The 18,138-nt window shown below is 54.4% G+C and carries 16 protein-coding genes; 11 read left to right on the top strand and 5 right to left on the bottom strand.

The features are described 5' to 3' along the window. Positions 1-7: 7 nt before the first annotated feature. The 5 genes from H2Z33_RS03990 to hrpB all read right to left on the bottom strand — a co-directional run bounded on the left by H2Z33_RS03990 (position 8) and on the right by hrpB (position 9,248). Positions 8-2,485, bottom strand: coding sequence for a fimbria/pilus outer membrane usher protein (locus tag H2Z33_RS03990; RefSeq protein WP_063136073.1), 2,478 nt, complete (start codon positions 2,483-2,485; stop codon positions 8-10). Between the two features lie 20 nt (positions 2,486-2,505). Further along, the gene (locus H2Z33_RS03995) at positions 2,506-3,219 is read right to left on the bottom strand and encodes a molecular chaperone (RefSeq protein ID WP_017383749.1); all 714 of its coding nucleotides are present in this window, start codon (positions 3,217-3,219) and stop codon (positions 2,506-2,508) included. A 43-nt stretch (positions 3,220-3,262) separates the two neighbouring features. Continuing rightward, a complete protein-coding gene (locus tag H2Z33_RS04000) occupies positions 3,263-3,871 on the bottom strand; it encodes a fimbrial protein (RefSeq protein ID WP_015572710.1) in 609 nt (202 codons plus the stop codon). A gap of 272 nt (positions 3,872-4,143) precedes the next feature. Beyond that, positions 4,144-6,666: a bifunctional glycosyl transferase/transpeptidase gene (gene mrcB / locus H2Z33_RS04005; RefSeq protein WP_017383751.1), complete on the bottom strand. Its 2,523-nt coding sequence runs from the start codon at positions 6,664-6,666 to the stop codon at positions 4,144-4,146. A gap of 152 nt (positions 6,667-6,818) precedes the next feature. Continuing rightward, positions 6,819-9,248, bottom strand: coding sequence for an ATP-dependent helicase HrpB (gene hrpB / locus H2Z33_RS04010; RefSeq protein WP_063135045.1), 2,430 nt, complete (start codon positions 9,246-9,248; stop codon positions 6,819-6,821). Positions 9,249-9,321: 73 nt separating this feature from the next. On the opposite strand from hrpB, the gene thpR reads away from it, so the two are divergent. From thpR to H2Z33_RS04065, 11 genes are all read left to right on the top strand, one after another. Further along, the gene (thpR, locus tag H2Z33_RS04015; RefSeq protein WP_003856249.1) at positions 9,322-9,876 is read left to right on the top strand and encodes an RNA 2',3'-cyclic phosphodiesterase; all 555 of its coding nucleotides are present in this window, start codon (positions 9,322-9,324) and stop codon (positions 9,874-9,876) included. Next, on the top strand, positions 9,866-10,570 hold the full coding sequence (sfsA, locus tag H2Z33_RS04020; RefSeq protein WP_017694492.1) for a DNA/RNA nuclease SfsA: 705 nt from the start codon (positions 9,866-9,868) through the stop codon (positions 10,568-10,570). Before thpR ends, sfsA begins: the two co-directional genes overlap by 11 nt. A gap of 176 nt (positions 10,571-10,746) precedes the next feature. Further along, the gene (gene dksA / locus H2Z33_RS04025; protein ID WP_001155232.1) at positions 10,747-11,202 is read left to right on the top strand and encodes an RNA polymerase-binding protein DksA; all 456 of its coding nucleotides are present in this window, start codon (positions 10,747-10,749) and stop codon (positions 11,200-11,202) included. 59 nt (positions 11,203-11,261) lie between these two features. Next, positions 11,262-12,152 carry a tRNA glutamyl-Q(34) synthetase GluQRS gene (gene gluQRS, locus H2Z33_RS04030; protein ID WP_039271683.1) on the top strand — a complete coding sequence of 297 codons (891 nt, stop codon included), beginning with the start codon at positions 11,262-11,264 and terminating at the stop codon, positions 12,150-12,152. A 42-nt stretch (positions 12,153-12,194) separates the two neighbouring features. Beyond that, on the top strand, positions 12,195-13,592 hold the full coding sequence (gene pcnB / locus H2Z33_RS04035; RefSeq protein ID WP_026080645.1) for a polynucleotide adenylyltransferase PcnB: 1,398 nt from the start codon (positions 12,195-12,197) through the stop codon (positions 13,590-13,592). Then, positions 13,589-14,068 carry a 2-amino-4-hydroxy-6-hydroxymethyldihydropteridine diphosphokinase gene (gene folK, locus H2Z33_RS04040; RefSeq protein WP_062938408.1) on the top strand — a complete coding sequence of 160 codons (480 nt, stop codon included), beginning with the start codon at positions 13,589-13,591 and terminating at the stop codon, positions 14,066-14,068. The genes pcnB and folK overlap by 4 nt, the downstream gene beginning before the upstream one ends. Before the next feature lie 123 nt (positions 14,069-14,191). Continuing rightward, positions 14,192-14,983, top strand: a complete 792-nt coding sequence (gene panB, locus H2Z33_RS04045) for a 3-methyl-2-oxobutanoate hydroxymethyltransferase (protein WP_062938407.1) — start codon at positions 14,192-14,194, stop codon at positions 14,981-14,983. A gap of 11 nt (positions 14,984-14,994) precedes the next feature. Further along, positions 14,995-15,846, top strand: coding sequence for a pantoate--beta-alanine ligase (gene panC / locus H2Z33_RS04050; protein WP_063135044.1), 852 nt, complete (start codon positions 14,995-14,997; stop codon positions 15,844-15,846). A gap of 32 nt (positions 15,847-15,878) precedes the next feature. Then, positions 15,879-16,259, top strand: coding sequence for an aspartate 1-decarboxylase (gene panD, locus H2Z33_RS04055; RefSeq protein ID WP_063135043.1), 381 nt, complete (start codon positions 15,879-15,881; stop codon positions 16,257-16,259). A gap of 487 nt (positions 16,260-16,746) precedes the next feature. Next, on the top strand, positions 16,747-17,331 hold the full coding sequence (locus H2Z33_RS04060) for a fimbrial protein (protein ID WP_033486457.1): 585 nt from the start codon (positions 16,747-16,749) through the stop codon (positions 17,329-17,331). A gap of 79 nt (positions 17,332-17,410) precedes the next feature. Beyond that, complete coding sequence (locus H2Z33_RS04065; RefSeq protein WP_370532108.1) at positions 17,411-18,115, top strand: fimbrial chaperone; 705 nt, start codon at positions 17,411-17,413, stop codon at positions 18,113-18,115. Positions 18,116-18,138: the final 23 nt, after the last annotated feature.

The raw sequence follows: 18,138 nt of genomic DNA on the forward strand, positions 1-18,138 counted from the left end.
CTACGCCTCATTGGCAATCTACCGTCATTTTCAAAATAGTTGCTGAGCGCCCGGGAGGGAGATCCCCCGCCCACGCACACCGTTGATCGCGCCCGTCACCCCACTGCACATTCAGGGAAACCGCTTCATGCAGACCGGTAAGCCAGACTTCTCCTTCATCACCGACGATAGCCGTTGCACTTTCCTGCGTGACAATGGCGCCGAAAGGTACCGGCTTGCCGTGGAAAAGCAGCGTGATAAGCGCACGCTTCCCCACTCGTGCATCAAAATTCGCTGAGATGGCCGCACCTTTTGTTGGGACAACATCCTGGGTAGCGGCGGCAATTTCAATATCTTCACGATCCTGGGTGTTGACCGTAATACCGTTTTTCCGGTAAGCCGTCAGGGAAGGGACAATCGCGTTACCAAAGCGATCGGTGGAGATCCCTCGCCCGTTCTGTACTTTGACGTTATCGCCATCTTTGATATGGACAATGGCAAAGGCGTCGCGGACGGATTGCCCCAGGGTTACTCCATGTTCATGCGCAACAATTGAACCCTGCGCGCTGTAGTTCCACTGTCGGTTATCGCCCCCGTAGTTATACCCCAGCCCGACATCACCGGCAGATCCCCGGTAGCGCCCGGATACACTGCCGCCATAGCCAGTATCTTGACTGGCATAGGTCTGCTGGAGGTTATAGCTGAGGTTATTGTTCTCAAGTGCCGTGCCGCCGATCCCTACCTGATGCGAAACGAATCCACCGCTGGCAGTGTTGGCGCTGTAAGTTGACCAGGCGTTCGCTAGCCAGCGTGAAAGAGGTACGTTGACCATCAACGCCATTTGCCGATTGGTATTGGCGTCCGGCGTACGCGTCAGGCTGTAGCTTACCGACCAGGTTATACCGCGCCAGCCGGAGCTTAGCCCCGCACTGACGCTGCGCTCGTGTCCTGCCATGTTCCAGTAATCCTGCTGATAGCCATTAAGGTAAGCCGATCCCCAGTCCGAAACGCGTTGGGAAAGATTAACCTGCATGCGGCTGCGCCGATTATTGGTTCGCCGATAGGTATAAATCCCATCGTCAATCTCGCTGTCACGCTGGTCGACAGCTTCCTGAAAGGTATAAAACCCTGAGGTGGAATAACGGTAGCTGGCAAGCGTCACGGTGGTGTCTGTATCCGGAATATCCCTGGAATACTGCGCACGCCATGACATCCCGCGGGCATCATCTCGTCCATCATCAAAAGCCGTACGGGCGGCGGTCACATCCACGGATGCCGATCCGAAACGGCCAAGATCGGCCCCTGTTCCCGCCTGCATAGCCTGATACGACGATGCAACGAGCGCGCCGGCGTATGTTGTTACGCCATAAGGCAGGCCGTAAATGACCGTCCCTTGCAGAAAAGGGGGCTCGTCCTCACCTTCATTACCGCGATAACGCCCTGCCGCCAGCGAATATTTAAATGCCCCTTCCCGCTGTAGCACCGGTACCGATGCGCTGGCCTGGATGAAGCTGTGTTCGCTGCCGTCGGCCTCTTCCACCGTCACCTCCAGATCCGCGCCGGATGTGACCTGGCTTAAATCGCGGATCTCAAATGGCCCCGGAGAGACGTTGCTTTGATAAATGGTGTAGCCGTTTTGCCTGATGGTGACTTTTGCATCGCTATTAGCGATACCACGCACCACGGGGGCAAACCCCTGCTGGCTGGTGGGCAGCATGGAAGTATCCGTTTCCAGCTTCACGCCGGTCATTTGGACGCTGTCGAAAAGCTCGCCGTTAGTGTACGTCTGGCCTATCTCAAGCTGGCTTTGCAGGGTTTTGATATCACGTTGCAGCGTACTGGCGATTGCATCCCAACCGGCGTTGTCACTCCAGGTGCTGTTGTTACGCAACCGCCACGCCCCGAGGTTGATCCCCGACTCCAGACCAAGCCATGCAGATGACGTTTCACCAGAACGGTAGTGCTGCTGAGAGCCGCTAAACTGGTAGCTTGTCCAGGCGGCGGGAGCACCGTCATCCCAGAATTTAGGCTCGATAGCCCCGGCCGCAGCCTGATCGCGGTATTTTTGCGGGATCACCAGCTTGAGGGTCTGATTATCCTGGTCGTAATCGTAGCGGGCATTATCAATAAAATGGGAGATGTCATCGATTATCACCGCATCATCCAGATCTTTCATGTCCGGGATCGTGTCGACTTTTACCCCTAATGCACGCAGATCCTCTTTGGTCAGCTCCGGTAACAGGCGCTGCTTATCGTCAGACAAGATCCAACTCACCGTGCGTTTATCCAGAACATCCCGATCCCACATAATGGTCGTCAGAAAGTTTCCCGGCAGTAAGCCATTATCATTGATGAAATTTTTTAGCGTTGAGGTGTTTTCCAGCGGAGTGTCCATCTCGAGGATCCGCAGGTTAAATTCGTCATCTGCACTCACAGGCTGGATCATCGCGAGCAGCGCTAACGCGATTCCCTTCAGAACCTGTTTGTAGAGTGGAGATGACGACATAGGGTACCAGCATTGTGTGTTTAAAGAGCCTGCTTGCGCTGGGAGGTTTGCGCGCCGAAATCGCTAATAGCAGTCCACGTCACGGGCCCGTTTGCAGATTGAGGCACAGAAAAATATTGCTCGCTGAAAGGTGCGACCATCATTGAAATCGCCCCCGGCGTTGTTCTTGTGTCAGTCACAGGGACACTTTTCCCGCCCACGGCCAGCTCGCCAAAGGAGACGTAAAACGGCGTTGGGTTTTTCGCAATGAGCTTGTTCCCCTGGCGGCGGAAGGTGATTTTTTCATAGGCTTGTAGCGCATCGGTTTCTTTCAAATCAGCAGGACGCCAGAACAGCTTCAGACGCGTTTTCATCGCGAATTGCAGCGTATTCTTGTCTTTTAAGTCAGGTGATAACGCCGAGACGGATTTCACATTCGCCAGAAATAAAGATTCGCGATCTGCGGGCAGATTTTTTTTATCGCCGGTAAAAATGATGTGCAAAAGGGTCTGACGATTTTCCTGTAATTTATAGACAGGCGGCGTAATGATGAAAGGTGCTTTTGCATCATTGGGGTAACTCACCCAGCTTTGCACCAGATATCGAGTATGAGGGTCTTTATTTTTGAGTGCTATTTGTACTTCGGATTTATTCGATGGATAAATAATTCGCGTGCCACCGAGAACCACACTTGCCTGTACTGAACAGCAAGAGATAATCAAACATCCACCTAACAATTTTAATAAATAATTCATACTACGTTCCAGAAGGCAGCCCTTTCAGGCTGCCAAAATAGATTTAGCGATAAACAACCTCGAACGTTGCAGATGAGGAGTAGTGACCTGCTGTTGGTTTGTTATCACCAACCTGAATAACTTTCGCGGTGTAATTAAAGACAGATGCTGTGGCGCCAGTGGCATCGTTCGCAACATCGGTACCGGCTTCCGGTTCTGATCCGTTGAAAACCACGTCGCCCTTAGTCCCATTTTCATTACTGACAATGATGCCAACGTTGGTCGCATTGCCAGCGCCGGAAAGATCGTTCTTCAGGCGCTTGTATTCCGCATCCGTTGTGGTGCCGCTGAACTTGAGGTTCAGTTTGGCAACCAGCGGATCACATTTTTTCACTTCAATCTTAAAGGCCTTCGACGTCCCGACCTGACCGTCAGTGCCAAAATCAGAAGGGTAAGTATCTGCAAATGTGACGGTGGAAGTATTGGACCCCGAGCCATCAACATCAATTTCACAGGTATCCGCCACAATTTTTCCGGCGAAATTTACCGTACCAGAATCATTCGCTGCAAATACCGGCAGAGAGAGTGCAGCCATAAGCGTGCTGGCCAACACCGTTGAAACAACATATTTACTCATAACAATATCCTTATATGTGATGATGAAGATATCCATTCTTGATATATACAAAAATGTTGGGAAGTCCTCTAAGGAATATCCTGTGAGGTCAGTAAATTTCTGGAGAGGATTTAATCAGATTATTCTTCATCACGTCTAGATCGCAAAATGATAACACCCGAATAATCGGACACAACTTTCTGTTTTAGATGAAAAAAAGCAAAAATTAATAATTCTACATTTTAAATTTAATAATTTTAAATATAAATGAATGTAAACATAAAAAAAGGCCGCTTAATCATTAAGCGGCCTTTTATTCAGGAAACTAATTAGTTTCCGCCAAACATGTCCTTGATCCAGCCGGCGACACCGTCGCTGTCTTTCTTCTCATTCTGCTGCTGCGGCTGTTGCTGCGGCTGCTGAGGTTGAGAAGACTGATCGAACGGGTTACCTGTCGGTTCTTCTGGCTGACTTTGCTGACACAGCGCATCCGGGTTAGTCGTCCAGACCGGCAGCGTACGCATCCCGCCACCGCAGATAAAGTTGCCCGATGCGTCCACGCCCATATCAACGATATCTTCCGGGGCAACCAGGTTCAGCGGCACCGGAGACTGGTTGGCCAGGTAGCGCTGGTAAATCGACATCGCACCGCTCGCGCCATACAGTTTGGTCGGCTGGTTGTTATCGCGCCCCACCCAGGTGATGACCACTTCACGACCATCAATACCGGCGAACCAGGTATCGACGTTGTTGTTGGTGGTCCCGGTTTTACCCGCCAGATGCAGGCCCGGATACTTCGCTCCCAGCTGACGGCCTGTACCGCGCTGGACAACCTGCTGCATGGTCCACAGCGTCATATAGGCCGCCTGCGCCGGAACTGCACGTTCTGCCTGCGGGAAGCTCTGATACAGCACGGAGCCATCTTCGGCAATCACCGAACGCAGAGCGGAAAGCGGAGCACGGTTACCGCCGCTGGCGATGGTCTGGAACGCCTGCGCCACTTCGATTGGCGTCAGGTTAAGCGCCCCCAGAATCATCGCTGGCACCGGGTGCAGCTGATCTTTCGGTACCCCCAGCTTCTGCCAGGTGTCGGTAATGGCCGGCAGGCCCAGCGCCATTCCGAGGTTAACCGTTGGCACGTTCATCGAGCGGGTTAACGCATCCACCAGCATGACCTGGCCGCTGAACTGTCTGTCATCGTTCTGCGGTGACCAAACCTGGCCGTTAGGCTGGCGCAGGGAAATTGGCGCATCGGCAATCCAGGTATTCAGGCGATAAAGATTCGGCTGGCTCAGCGCGGTCAGATAGGTCGCCGGTTTTGCCAGTGAACCAATTGAACGACGCGCCTGCATGGCACGGTTATAGCCCGCAAACTGCGGCTCAGCACCGCCCACCATGGCACGAACTTCGCCGGTGTTACGGTCAACCACTACCATCGCGGTTTCCAGATCGCTCAGCTTACGCTGCTTTTTCAGCGCCGGAATACCTTCTACCGCCGCTTTTTCTGCGGCGTCCTGTGCCACGGAGTCAAAGGTGGTAAAGATCTTCACGCCGGAGAGATCTTTCACTTTATCCCCGAGCTTAGACTGCAACTCCTGACGCACCATCTGCATAAAGGCAGGCTGCGGAGAGATCACCCCACCACGCGGCTGAACGCCCAGCGGACGCGCGCTCAGCATGTCGTACAGCTCCTGGTCAATCACCTGCTGTTGTTGCAGCAGACGCAGCACCAGGTTACGACGCTCCAGCGCCAGTTTCGGGTTACGCCACGGGTTGTAGATCGACGCGCCTTTCACCATGCCCACCAGCAGCGCCTGCTGGTCAAGGCTCAGCTCTTCTACCGGACGACCAAAGTAGTACAGGCTCGCCAGCGGGAAGCCGCGGATCTCGTTGTCACCGCTCTGACCGAGGTACACCTCGTTCATGTACAGCTCAAGAATACGATCCTTGCTGTAGCGCGCATCCATCAGCACGGCCATGTACGCTTCGTTGGCTTTACGCCAGTAAGAGCGCTCGCTGGAGAGGAACAGGTTTTTCACCAGCTGCTGGGTCAGGGTACTTGCCCCCTGCACCGTACGCCCGGCAGTCAGGTTCGCCAGTACCGCACGACCAATGGAGTAAAGGCTAATACCGTCGTGCTCGTAGAAATGGCGGTCTTCGGTTGCCAGCAGGGTATCTACCAGCAGATCCGGGAAGCCGTTACGCGCCACGAACAGGCGCTGTTCGCCGTTTGCGGACGACAGCATGGTGATGAGGCGCGGATCGAGACGGAAGAAACCGAACTGGCGATCGTTATCCATGTTCTCAATGGTTTCCAGACGATCGCCGTCAAAGGTCAGACGCGCGCGCACCTGCCCTTCTTTACTGTCCGGGAAGTCGAACGGACGGCGGATCATCTCAATGCTTTTCGCCTGGACGGTAAATTCACCCGGACGGGTCATTTTCGTGACCTGACGATACTGCGTGGCTTGCAGCAGCTTCACCATCTCGTTCTTGCTGATGGACATGTCCGGCTCAAGGTTCACCATGCGACCGTACACTGCCGCAGGCAATTGCCAGACTTTCCCGTCGATACGGCTGCGGATCTTCTGATCCAGATAAACGCCGTAAATCGCGATCAGGACAACAAAAACAATGAACAGCTTCAGCAGCAACCAGAACCAGCCGCGCTTACCACGAGGCTTACGCCCTTTGCCTTTCCCTTTACGTGGCATCGGTTCTTCATCCTCATAATCGTCTTCATAGTCATCGTCATACTCCTCATCTCTGAGGCGACGACGGCTTACCTTTTCTTTCGCCGGACGCGTCGGCTTTCCCTTACGTCCTATTGGCTCGCGGTCATTCCCCGCCATGCTTTTTCTCCGCAACATTCAGGCGCAAAGGCCAGATTTTCTTATCTTGCACAGATCAGTGAAAGAAGAAATCTCTCAAAGTTTGTTTATCCCTTTCCCCGTGGGAGAGGGCCGGGGCGAGGGCATCAGGCCGCACTCCCCTTTTCAATCCATTACGAATATTTCTTCGTGCGCCGTGTCGGCGCGGTATTCGCCGGATCGTCCGGCCAGACGTGTTTGGGATATCGCCCTTTCATCTCTTTCTGCACTTCACGATAGCTCCCCGCCCAGAACGCCCCCAGATCGCGGGTGATCTGCAAGGGACGATGCGCAGGCGAAAGCAGCTCAAGCACTAACGGCACGCGCCCTTCAGCGATGGATGGCGTGGTGGCCTCACCAAACATCTCCTGCATCCGAACCGCCAGCGCCGGCGGATTATCCTCATGATAACGAATGGCAATCCGGCTCCCGGTTGGCACAGTGTAATGCCCAGGCAGTTCACTATCCAGACGTTGACGTAACGACCAGTCCAGTAAATTCTGTAACGCTGCCTTAACATCAAGCGCCTTCAGGGCGCGCAGCGAGTGTACGCCGTTCATCTGCGGCAACAGCCACTGTTCAAGCGTCGCGAGCAGCGTCTCATCATCCACCGCTGGCCACCCCTGTTCCGGCAGCCACTTCGCGGCGCAATGCAGGCGAATGCGATACTGTTCGGCCTCCGGCGTCCAGTTCAGTACGCTCAGCCCTTTTTCCCGAATGCCGTTCAGCATCGCCTGGTGTAACTCTTCCTCCGACGGCTTCGCCAGCGGTTTCGTCCCGAGCGTCAGTTTGCCAATCTGGCTACGACGGAACGCCTTCAGCGTGCCCTGGGCATCATCCCATTCCACGATGTCAGATTGCTGAAGCAGCTGCGGGCAGGCACGCGTCAGCGCGTCAATATCCACGGCAACCGCCTGTAAAATACGCGCGTCCGGGGAGTGGCTGCCCTGGAGCAAGAGCGGCGCGATCAGCCATTCGTGACGCGTCAGGGCGTCATCGCTGTCCAGCATCGCGCCCATCCCATTTGCCAGCTGATAGCGACCATCCAGCCCGCGACGGCGAGCGATCCTGTCCGGGAAGGCCTGGGCCAGCAGAGGGATAACTTTATCGCTGTCAGGCGAACCGCCCCGGCAATTCAGGCGTTTACACAGCTGCTGCGCGCGTTGTTGCCAGTTTCCCTGATGGCGAGAAAAGGCCTGTCCCAGATCGCTGCTGCCACCGCGCGGCGGCTCCTCAAGAATAGCCGCCAGTTTTGCCGCCGTGGCAATTTCATCGTCGCCCTGTGCTGCCACCAGCATTGCCGCCAGACGCGGATCGTTGCCCAGCGCCGCCATTTTCTGACCGCGCGCCGTCAGTCGCTCGCCTTCCAGCGCGCCAAGCTGGGTCAGCAGGCTGCGCGCGGCGGAAAGGTTCACGACAGGCGGAGGATTAAGCCAGGTGAGCTGGTCAGGGTCCGGGCAGCCCCACTGCATCAGATCCATCACCAGCCCGGAGAGATCGCTTTGTAAAATCTCAGGCGTGCTCTGCAATGCCGCACGCTCCGCCTGCTCGGCACTGGTTAAATGCAGGCAAATACCCGGCTCAAGACGCCCTGCTCGCCCTGCGCGCTGCACCATCGAGGCCTGGCTGATGCGCTGAGTCAGTAGCCTCGTCAGCCCGGTACGCGGATCAAAACTGGCCACCCTCTCCTGCGTACTGTCCACCACCAGGCGAATGCCTTCGATGGTCAAACTGGTTTCCGCGATATTGGTTGCCAGCACCACTTTGCGCTGCCCCGCCGGTGCGGGAAGGATCGCCTTGCGCTGGTCAGCCAACGGCAGCGCGCCGTAGAGCGGGCACAGCATAACGTCACTGTTCACCCGGGATGCCAGCTGCTCCTGTGCGCGCTGGATTTCGCCTACGCCGGGTAAAAACAGCAGCAGCGAGCCGGGTTCCTGACGGAGCAATTCGGCGGTGGCGATGGCAACCGCTTCGTCAAAACGCTGATGGGCAGGCAGCGGCTGATAGCGGCGCTCGACCGGGAACGCACGCCCTTCAGAGGAGATCATCGGCGCGTCAGGGAGCGTCTGCCGGAGCCGCTCGTTATCCAGCGTCGCCGACATAATCAGCAACCGAAGGTCGTCGCGCAGCCCCTGCTGAACGTCGAGCAGCAGCGCAAGGGCCAGATCGGCCTGGAGGCTGCGCTCGTGAAATTCATCAAGGATCACCAGCCCGACGCCGGTCAGCTCCGGATCGTTTTGCAGCATACGGGTGAGAATACCCTCGGTGACCACCTCCAGCCGCGTGGACGGTCCAACGCAGGTTTCGGCGCGCATCCGGTACCCTACCGTCTCGCCCGGTTTTTCATTCAGCAGTTCCGCCAGGCGCTGCGCCACATTGCGCGCCGCCAGCCTGCGCGGCTCCAGCAGGATAATTTTCCCGCTGATGCTCCCCTCGCGCAGAATTTGCAGGGGCAGCCAGGTGGATTTACCCGCTCCGGTGGGCGCGCTGAGCAAAACCTGTGGCGCATGTTCTAAGGCTGCGAGTAGCTCAGGAAGGACGACAGCGACGGGCAAAGAGGACACTTACGGCTCCAGAGGGTTAACATTAATCGGCGTACATTGTAGCATCGGCGCATATCATTACCGAGTCTTGCGCATGTCTGAGTCAAAACGGCTATTCTTCGCCATTGAATTACCCACCACGCTTCAACGGCAGATTGTTCGCTGGCGCGCCAGCCACTTCCCCGCGGAAGCGGGCCGCCCCGTCGTCGCCGCCAATATGCACCTGACGTTAGCCTTTCTTGGTGAAGTAAGCGCTGAAAAGCAGCGCGCGTTAAGCGCAATGGCCGGACGCATTTCGCAGCCGGGGTTTACGCTGCATCTTGACGATGCCGGGCAATGGCTGCGCTCTCGGGTGGTCTGGCTGGGGACGCGGCAGCCCCCTCGCGGACTGCTACAGCTCGCCAACATGCTGCGGGCGCAGGCCGCGCGAAGCGGCTGTTATCAGAGCCCACAGCCGTTTCATCCCCACATTACCCTGCTGCGCGATGCGGGTCAGGCCGTTGCCATCCCGCCACCGGGCTTTCACTGGTCCTTTCAGGTGAATGAATTTGCGCTGTACGAATCTGCCTTTGTACAAGGACGCACCCGCTATACTCCGCTTCAGCGCTGGACGCTGGGCGACACGTTAAGGAATCCTGATGAAGTTTAGCCCTGCACTCCAGCCCGCCACGCTGATCCAGCGTTACAAACGCTTTCTCGCTGACGTGATCACCCCTGAGGGCGAAACGCTCACGCTGCACTGCCCTAACACCGGCGCCATGACCGGTTGCGCCACGCCGGGTGACACGGTCTGGTATTCCACATCAGAAAATACTAAACGCAAATATCCTCATACCTGGGAAATGACCGAGACGCAAAGCGGGGCATTTATTTGCGTGAATACCCTGCGCGCAAATCAGCTGGTTAAGGAAGCCCTGACAAATGGAATGCTTCCTGAACTGGTGGGTTACGGCACGCAAAAAAGCGAAGTGAAATATGGCGATGAAGGCAGCAGAATTGATTTTATGTTACAGGCGGAAGACCGCCCTGAGTGCTATATTGAAGTGAAATCAGTGACGTTAGCGGAACAAGAAAACGGCTTCTTTCCGGATGCGGTAACGCTACGTGGCCAGAAGCATCTGCGAGAGCTAATGAGTGTAGCGGCGGCGGGCAAGCGCGCCGTGTTGCTGTTTGCGGTTCTGCATTCAGCCATTGAACGGTTTTCCCCGGCCCGTCATATTGATCCTAAATACGCGCAATTGTTGAATGAGGCACAAAAGCAGGGGGTAGAGATTTTCGCTTATAAAGCGGAACTTTCTGCCGATAATATGACTCTGAGATCCTCTCTTCCCATTGTCTTATAAGGGATTAGACGATTGACTAATAAGTGTTCTGGCCGCGTGCGCAAATACGCTTTTCCTCACAGGGTTGTCAAGTGTTACGTTTAGATAATTGCCATACGGAAAAGCATCTGCTATTTATAGCGACCTGATTTTTCCCCCAACACGGGGATCGATAGTGCGTGTTAAGGAGAAGCAACATGCAAGAAGGGCAAAACCGTAAAACATCGTCCCTGAGTATTCTCGCCATCGCTGGGGTGGAGCCGTATCAAGAGAAGCCGGGCGAAGAGTATATGAACGAAGCCCAGCTGTCGCACTTCAAGCGTATTCTTGAAGCATGGCGTAATCAACTCAGGGATGAAGTCGATCGCACCGTTACACATATGCAGGATGAAGCTGCTAACTTCCCGGACCCGGTCGACCGTGCCGCTCAGGAAGAAGAGTTCAGCCTCGAACTGCGTAACCGTGACCGCGAGCGCAAACTGATCAAAAAGATCGAAAAAACGCTGAAGAAGGTCGAGGACGAAGATTTTGGCTACTGCGAATCCTGCGGTGTTGAAATCGGTATTCGTCGCCTGGAAGCGCGTCCAACAGCCGATCTGTGCATCGACTGTAAAACGCTGGCAGAAATCCGCGAAAAACAGATGGCCGGCTAACGCCTGCCCTCTCACTACTCAGCTAAGGCGGGAGTCTCTCCCGCCTTGTTACCGTTGATATGTCTGAATCTCACTATATCGGGCGCTTTGCGCCATCTCCCTCCGGTGAATTACACTTCGGCTCATTAATTGCCGCGCTCGGCAGCTACCTACAGGCTCGCGCCCGTCAGGGTCAATGGCTGGTCCGCATTGAAGATATCGATCCTCCACGTGAAGTTCCCGGTGCAGCAGAAACTATTCTGCGTCAGCTGGAACATTACGGTCTTCACTGGGACGGCGACGTACTCTGGCAGTCTCAACGCCATGATGCCTACCGTGAACGTCTGGCGTGGCTTGCTGAACAGGGCCTTTCCTATAACTGCACCTGCACGCGGGCGCGAATTCAGAGCGTGGGTGGCGTTTACGACGGCCACTGCCGTACGCGGCACAACGGTCCTGAGAATGCCGCCGTGCGGCTGATACAGCGTTCTCCGGTGACGCAGTTTACCGACGTACTCTCAGGAACAATTCAGGCGGATGAACGCCTGGCGCGTGAAGATTTTATTATTCACCGTCGTGATGGTTTGTTTGCCTATAACCTGGCGGTGGTTGTCGATGACCATTTCCAGGGTGTTACGGAAATCGTGCGCGGGGCGGATCTGGTTGAGCCTACCGTGCGGCAAATATCGCTTTACCAGCAGTTTGGCTGGGCGGTGCCGGATTACATCCATCTGCCGCTGGCAGTCAATGAACAGGGAAATAAGCTATCGAAACAGAATCATGCCCCGGCGCTGCCTGACGGCGATCCGCGCCCGGTTTTGATCGACGCGCTGCGATTTCTCAACCAGAATGTAACGCAGGAATGGCAGGATCTGAGTCTGGATGAATTGCTGAAAACGGCCATTGCTGACTGGGCGCTTATGGCCGTGCCAAAAATCCAGCATTCTCAAATGCGTTGCGCTGAGCTATGATTAGCCGCTTTTTTGATAACAAAACACACTACGAGGTGTACTATTTTTACCCGAGTCGCTAATTTTTGCCGTAAAGTGCTGAGCCGCGAAGAGAGCATGGCGAACGACGCTATTGCACAGCCACACATGTCGGTCATTCCGCGTGAGCAGCACAATATTTCCCGCAAAGATATCAGTGAAAATGCCCTCAAGGTGCTCTATCGTCTGAATAAAGCAGGCTACGAGGCCTATCTCGTCGGCGGCGGGGTGCGCGATTTACTGCTGGGCAAAAAACCAAAAGATTTCGACGTGACGACCAGCGCCACGCCTGAGCAGGTGCGTAAATTATTCCGCAACTGCCGTCTGGTTGGCCGCCGTTTCCGTCTGGCGCACGTGATGTTTGGACCGGAAATTATTGAAGTGGCGACCTTCCGCGGTCACCACGAAGCGGGCGTTAACGATCGCACGACTTCCCAGCGCGGCCAAAACGGCATGCTGCTGCGTGACAACATCTTCGGCTCTATTGAAGAAGATGCTCAGCGTCGCGATTTCACCATCAACAGCCTTTACTACAGCGTGGCGGATTTTACCGTGCGCGATTACGTCGGCGGTATGCAGGATCTGAAAGACGGTCTGATTCGCCTGATCGGCACGCCGGAAACACGCTATCGCGAAGATCCGGTCCGAATGCTGCGCGCTGTGCGTTTCGCCGCCAAGCTGAACATGCGTATCAGCCCGGAAACCGCAGAGCCGATCCCGCGCCTGGCGACGCTGATCAACGACGTGCCCCCTGCCCGTCTGTTTGAGGAGTCGTTAAAGCTGCTCCAGGCAGGCTACGGGTTTGAAACCTACAACCTGCTGCGTGAGTACAACCTGTTCCAGCCGCTGTTCCCGACCATTACCCGCTACTTCACCGAAAACGGTGACAGCGCAATGGAGCGGATAATTGCGCAGGTGCTGAAGAACACCGATACCCGTATTCATAACGATATGCGCGTGAATCCGGCGTTCCTGTTCGCGGCCATGTTCTGGTATCCGCTGCTGGAAACGGCGCAGCGCATTACCCAGGAGAGCGGTCTCGCCTATTATGATGCGTTCGCGCTGGCGGCAAACGACGTGCTGGACGAAGGCTGTCGCACGCTGGCGATCCCGAAACGTATTACCACGCTGGTGCGTGATATCTGGCAGCTTCAGCTGCGTATGTCCCGCCGTCAGGGTAAACGCGCCTGGAAGCTGATGGAGCATCCTAAGTTCCGCGCCGCGTTCGATCTGCTCTCTCTGCGTGCTGAAGTTGAAAGGAACCCGGAACTACAGCGCCTGGCGCAGTGGTGGGGCGAGTTTCAGGTTTCTGCGCCACCGGAGCAAAAAGATATGCTTACGGATCTGGATGATGAACCGGCACCGCGCCGTCGTCACCGTCGCCCGCGCAAACGCGCACCGCGTCGTGAAGGTACGGCATGACCCTTGCGTATATCGCCATCGGCAGCAATCTGGCCTCTCCGCTGGAGCAGGTTAACGCTGCCGTGCAGGCCCTGGGAGAGATCCCCCAAAGCTGCATTGTCGCGCTGTCCTCATTTTACCGTACGCCGCCGCTCGGCCCGCAGGATCAACCTGATTATCTGAACGCCGCCGTGGTGCTGGAAACGACCCTTGACGCAGAAACGCTGCTGGATAATACCCAGCGTATTGAGCTACAGCAGGGTCGTGTCCGCAAAGCCGAACGCTGGGGACCGCGCACGCTCGATCTCGATATTATGCTTTTCGGTCACGAGGTGATTAACACCGAACGCCTCACCGTTCCGCATTACGACATGAAAAACCGTGGGTTTATGCTCTGGCCACTGTTTGAAGTCGCGCCCGATCTCACCTTCCCTGACGGCTCCTCGCTGCAAGCCGTTCTGCAAAATATCAACGCGGATAAACCGGCCCGCTGGTAATCCCGCCTCCGCATCGATTAACCATTCCTTATTTGCGGTTAATCGATTGCCTAAAATCATTGTTCCCTCAAATGTTACTGTTAGAATGCGCAAAGATTCGCTTTTGGGCCATCAGGAAACAGTATGAAACCAACCACCATCTCCTTATTGCAGAAATGCAAACAGGAAAAAAAACGCTTCGCCACTATCACCGCGTATGACTACAGCTTCGCAAAACTGTTTGCCGAAGAAGGGATCAACGTCATGCTGGTCGGAGACTCGTTAGGGATGACGGTACAAGGACATGATTCCACTCTGCCGGTCACGGTCGAGGATATTGCTTACCATACCCGCGCCGTGCGCCGGGGTGCCCCCGCCTGCCTGCTGCTTTCCGATCTGCCGTTTATGGCGTATGCCACCCCGGAGCAGGCCTTCGAAAATGCGGCGACAGTGATGCGCGCCGGCGCCAATATGGTCAAAATCGAAGGCGGCGCCTGGCTGGTCGATACGGTGAAAATGCTCACTGACCGCGCCGTGCCGGTTTGTGGTCATTTGGGGCTGACGCCGCAGTCGGTCAACATCTTTGGCGGATATAAGGTGCAGGGCCGAGGCGATGCGGCGCAGACGCTGTTTGATGATGCCGTGACGCTGGAAGCCGCGGGCGCGCAGCTGCTGGTGCTGGAGTGTGTGCCGGTTGAGCTGGCTAAGCGTATCACTGAGGCGCTGTCGATTCCGGTGATCGGCATCGGCGCGGGTAACGTCACCGATGGCCAGATTCTGGTCATGCACGACGCCTTTGGGATCACCGGTGGCCATATTCCAAAATTTGCTAAAAATTTCCTGTCAGAAGCAGGCGACATGCGTGCTGCTGTGCGGCAGTATATTGCCGAGGTTGAGTCCGGCGTTTATCCGGGCGAAGAACACAGTTTCCATTAAGGAGTCCAGGTGTGCTAATCATAGAAACCCTGCCGCTGCTGCGTCAGCATATTCGTCGGGCGCGTCAGGAAGGTAAACGTATCGCCCTTGTTCCAACCATGGGCAACCTGCACGACGGCCATATGAAGCTGGTCGATGAAGCGAGAGCCCGGGCAGATATCGTGGTGGTCAGTATCTTCGTTAACCCGATGCAGTTCGATCGCGAAGACGATCTGGCGCGCTACCCACGTACTTTGCAGGAAGATTGCGAGAAGCTCAAAAAACGTCATGCGGATATCGTCTTCGCACCGGCACCCGCAGATGTGTATCCCCAGGGCACCACTGAATCGACCTACGTCGACGTGCCGGGTATTTCGACCATGCTGGAGGGCGCCAGCCGCCCGGGCCATTTCCGTGGCGTCTCCACCATCGTCAGCAAGCTGTTTAACCTTGTGCAGCCGGACATCGCCTGCTTTGGCGAGAAAGATTTCCAGCAGTTGGCGCTGATCCGCAAAATGGTTGCCGACATGGGCTACGACATCGAGATCGTCGGCGTGCCGATTGTACGCGCGAAAGATGGCCTGGCGCTCAGTTCCCGTAACGGCTATCTGACCGCCGAACAACGTAAAATTGCGCCGGGCTTAAGCAAAGTCATGAGTACGATGGCAGAGCAACTGCTGGCAAAAGAGTTAACAGCAGAAGAGATTATCGCCCTGGCTGAACAGGCGCTGAACGAGAAAGGTCTTCGTGCTGACGACGTTCAAATTCGGGATGCCGATACGCTTCTGGCACTTACAGAGACCAGCAAACGTGCGGTAATTCTGGTGGCGGCATGGCTCGGCCAAGCCCGCCTTATCGATAACAAAGTGGTTGAGCTGGCGTAGTTTTTCTACCCGGAAGATGAAAGGTAAACGTAATGATTCGCAAAATGCTGCAAGGTAAACTTCACCGTGTGAAAGTCACTCAGGCCGACCTGCATTATGAAGGCTCCTGCGCGATCGACCAGGATTTTCTCGACGCGGCGGGTATTCTCGAAAACGAAGCCATTGATATCTGGAACGTTAACAACGGCAAACGTTTCTCAACCTACGCGATTGCTGCCGAGCGCGGTTCTAAAATCATCTCCGTTAACGGCGCGGCTGCACATTGCGCGGACGTAGGTGATATCGTCATTATCGCCAGCTTTGTCATGATGTCCGATGAAGAAGCGCGCCGCTGGCAGCCTAAAGTGGCGTACTTTGAAGGCGACAATGAGATGAAACGTACCGCGAAGGCGATTCCGGTGCAGATTGCTTAATCCGCGCTTACAGGCTGCAGAGAAATGTGCAGCCTGTGCTTTTCACCCTGCGTTTTATTAATTTAGATAGTATCAACGATGACTCATTCATAGTGATAATATTAACGCCACGCGTTTCTCTTGATGCTTATAACACTCATTTCACACACCCTCCCTTTCAGAATTAAACTCATTTCGTTAAAAATTAAAGTAATAAAATATTTTATGAGCCTGTGAAATTTCATAAGAATAAATTAAAATGGTTTTATTAAGACACAATTTTACATGTATTACTATTAAGCTAACCATCAAAAGAAACGACCTGACCCTGGAAGTTCAAGAGCTAACTATCTGGACTATCGGCCTCACTTGAAATTAGATTAACTAAAAATTAATTTAAGCATATTTAAATACAAAGTTAATCAAAACAATACTATATTCGCCCTGCTTTTAATCTAAAGCTGAATTGGTTTTCTACAAACTCTTTTCTAATAAATGGATGTTCAAAATGTTCAAAAAATCTCTTTTAGCCGCAACTGTGGCTGTAATGGCAATGGGCTCTGTTTCTGCAATGGCGGCTGATGTAGGCGTGATCACTTTTGATGGAGCGGTAACTGACACCACTTGCGTAATCACTTCCAATAACGGTGTTGACGCCAATAACGTCACCATTACCATGCCTGTAGTTAAAAAGGCAGACGTGGAAAAAACTACCGTTGACACTGGCGTTGGGTCTAAAGAGTTCGAACTGCATCTGAGCGAATGCCCGGATACACTGACCAAAGCGTCCGCGACCTTTACCTCTCAGCAGTTCGCAGAACTGTCTAACGGTACGCTTAAAACCGACCCAACGGTGACCGGTCATGCTGATAACGTAAGTCTTGCGCTGTTCAACAACACCACCACCAGCTCCGATCGCGTCATGATCGGCCAGCCGAACAACAACACTCAGGAAGCTACACTGGAAGCGGGTAAAGGCACTCTGGCCTACCGTGTGGCGTACGTTCCGAGCGCCGACTGGGCTGCTGGTACTAACGATATCGCGGCCGGTAAAGTGAGCAGCAACGTCACTTTCACCATGTCTTACCAGTAATAGCTGCATTTTAGTTCTGCGCTCACGGATGAGGTGGGCGCATGTTTGTTTAATGGATGACATTATGCGCCTTTCAAAAATGAATGTTACCGCACTGTTTTGCAGCGCGGCTTTTTTAGTTTCTAGCTCTGCATTTGCAGATATCGTGATTTCCGGCACGCGCGTTATTTATCCGCAGTCTGCAAAAGACGTTACTGTCAAAATGGAAAACCGCGGTAATAAGCCACTTTTGGTCCAGGTATGGCTCGATGATGGTCGTGATACCACCAACCCAGAAGAGCTAAAAGTTCCGTTTATCGTCACCCCCCCCGTTTCACGCGTTGATCCAGCTAAAGGCCAAACCGTGCGTATTACATGGCTTGGACAAGCAATGCCCCAGGACCGCGAAACCATGTACTGGTTTAACGTGCTTGAAGTGCCACCGAAAACCAAAGACACCGACAGCCAGAATATGCTGCAGCTGGCGTTTAGAACACGCATAAAAATGTTCTTCCGGCCTGATGGTTTGAAAGGCGATTCTTCTGTAGCAGCAGCACAGCTTAAATGGACGCAGCAAAATAATGCGCTGGTAGCGCGTAATGACTCCCCATATTACGTCTCCGTCGCAAAAATCGATATCAGCGCCGGCGGCAAAAAAATCGAAATCGATCCGCATGTGGTCGCTCCTTTTGCAAGCCAGTCGTACGCACTGAAAGAGGCTGGCTCCATCAAGGTTAAAAAAATGACCTACACATCTATAAATGATTACGGCGGCGCTGAACCTCACGAGACCACCGTTAATTAAGAAGAACTGTACATTAATTAGTA

Origin of the sequence: Enterobacter sp. YSU, assembly GCF_016082135.1 — a bacterium.
GTDB classification, from domain to species: domain Bacteria; phylum Pseudomonadota; class Gammaproteobacteria; order Enterobacterales; family Enterobacteriaceae; genus Enterobacter; species Enterobacter hormaechei_C.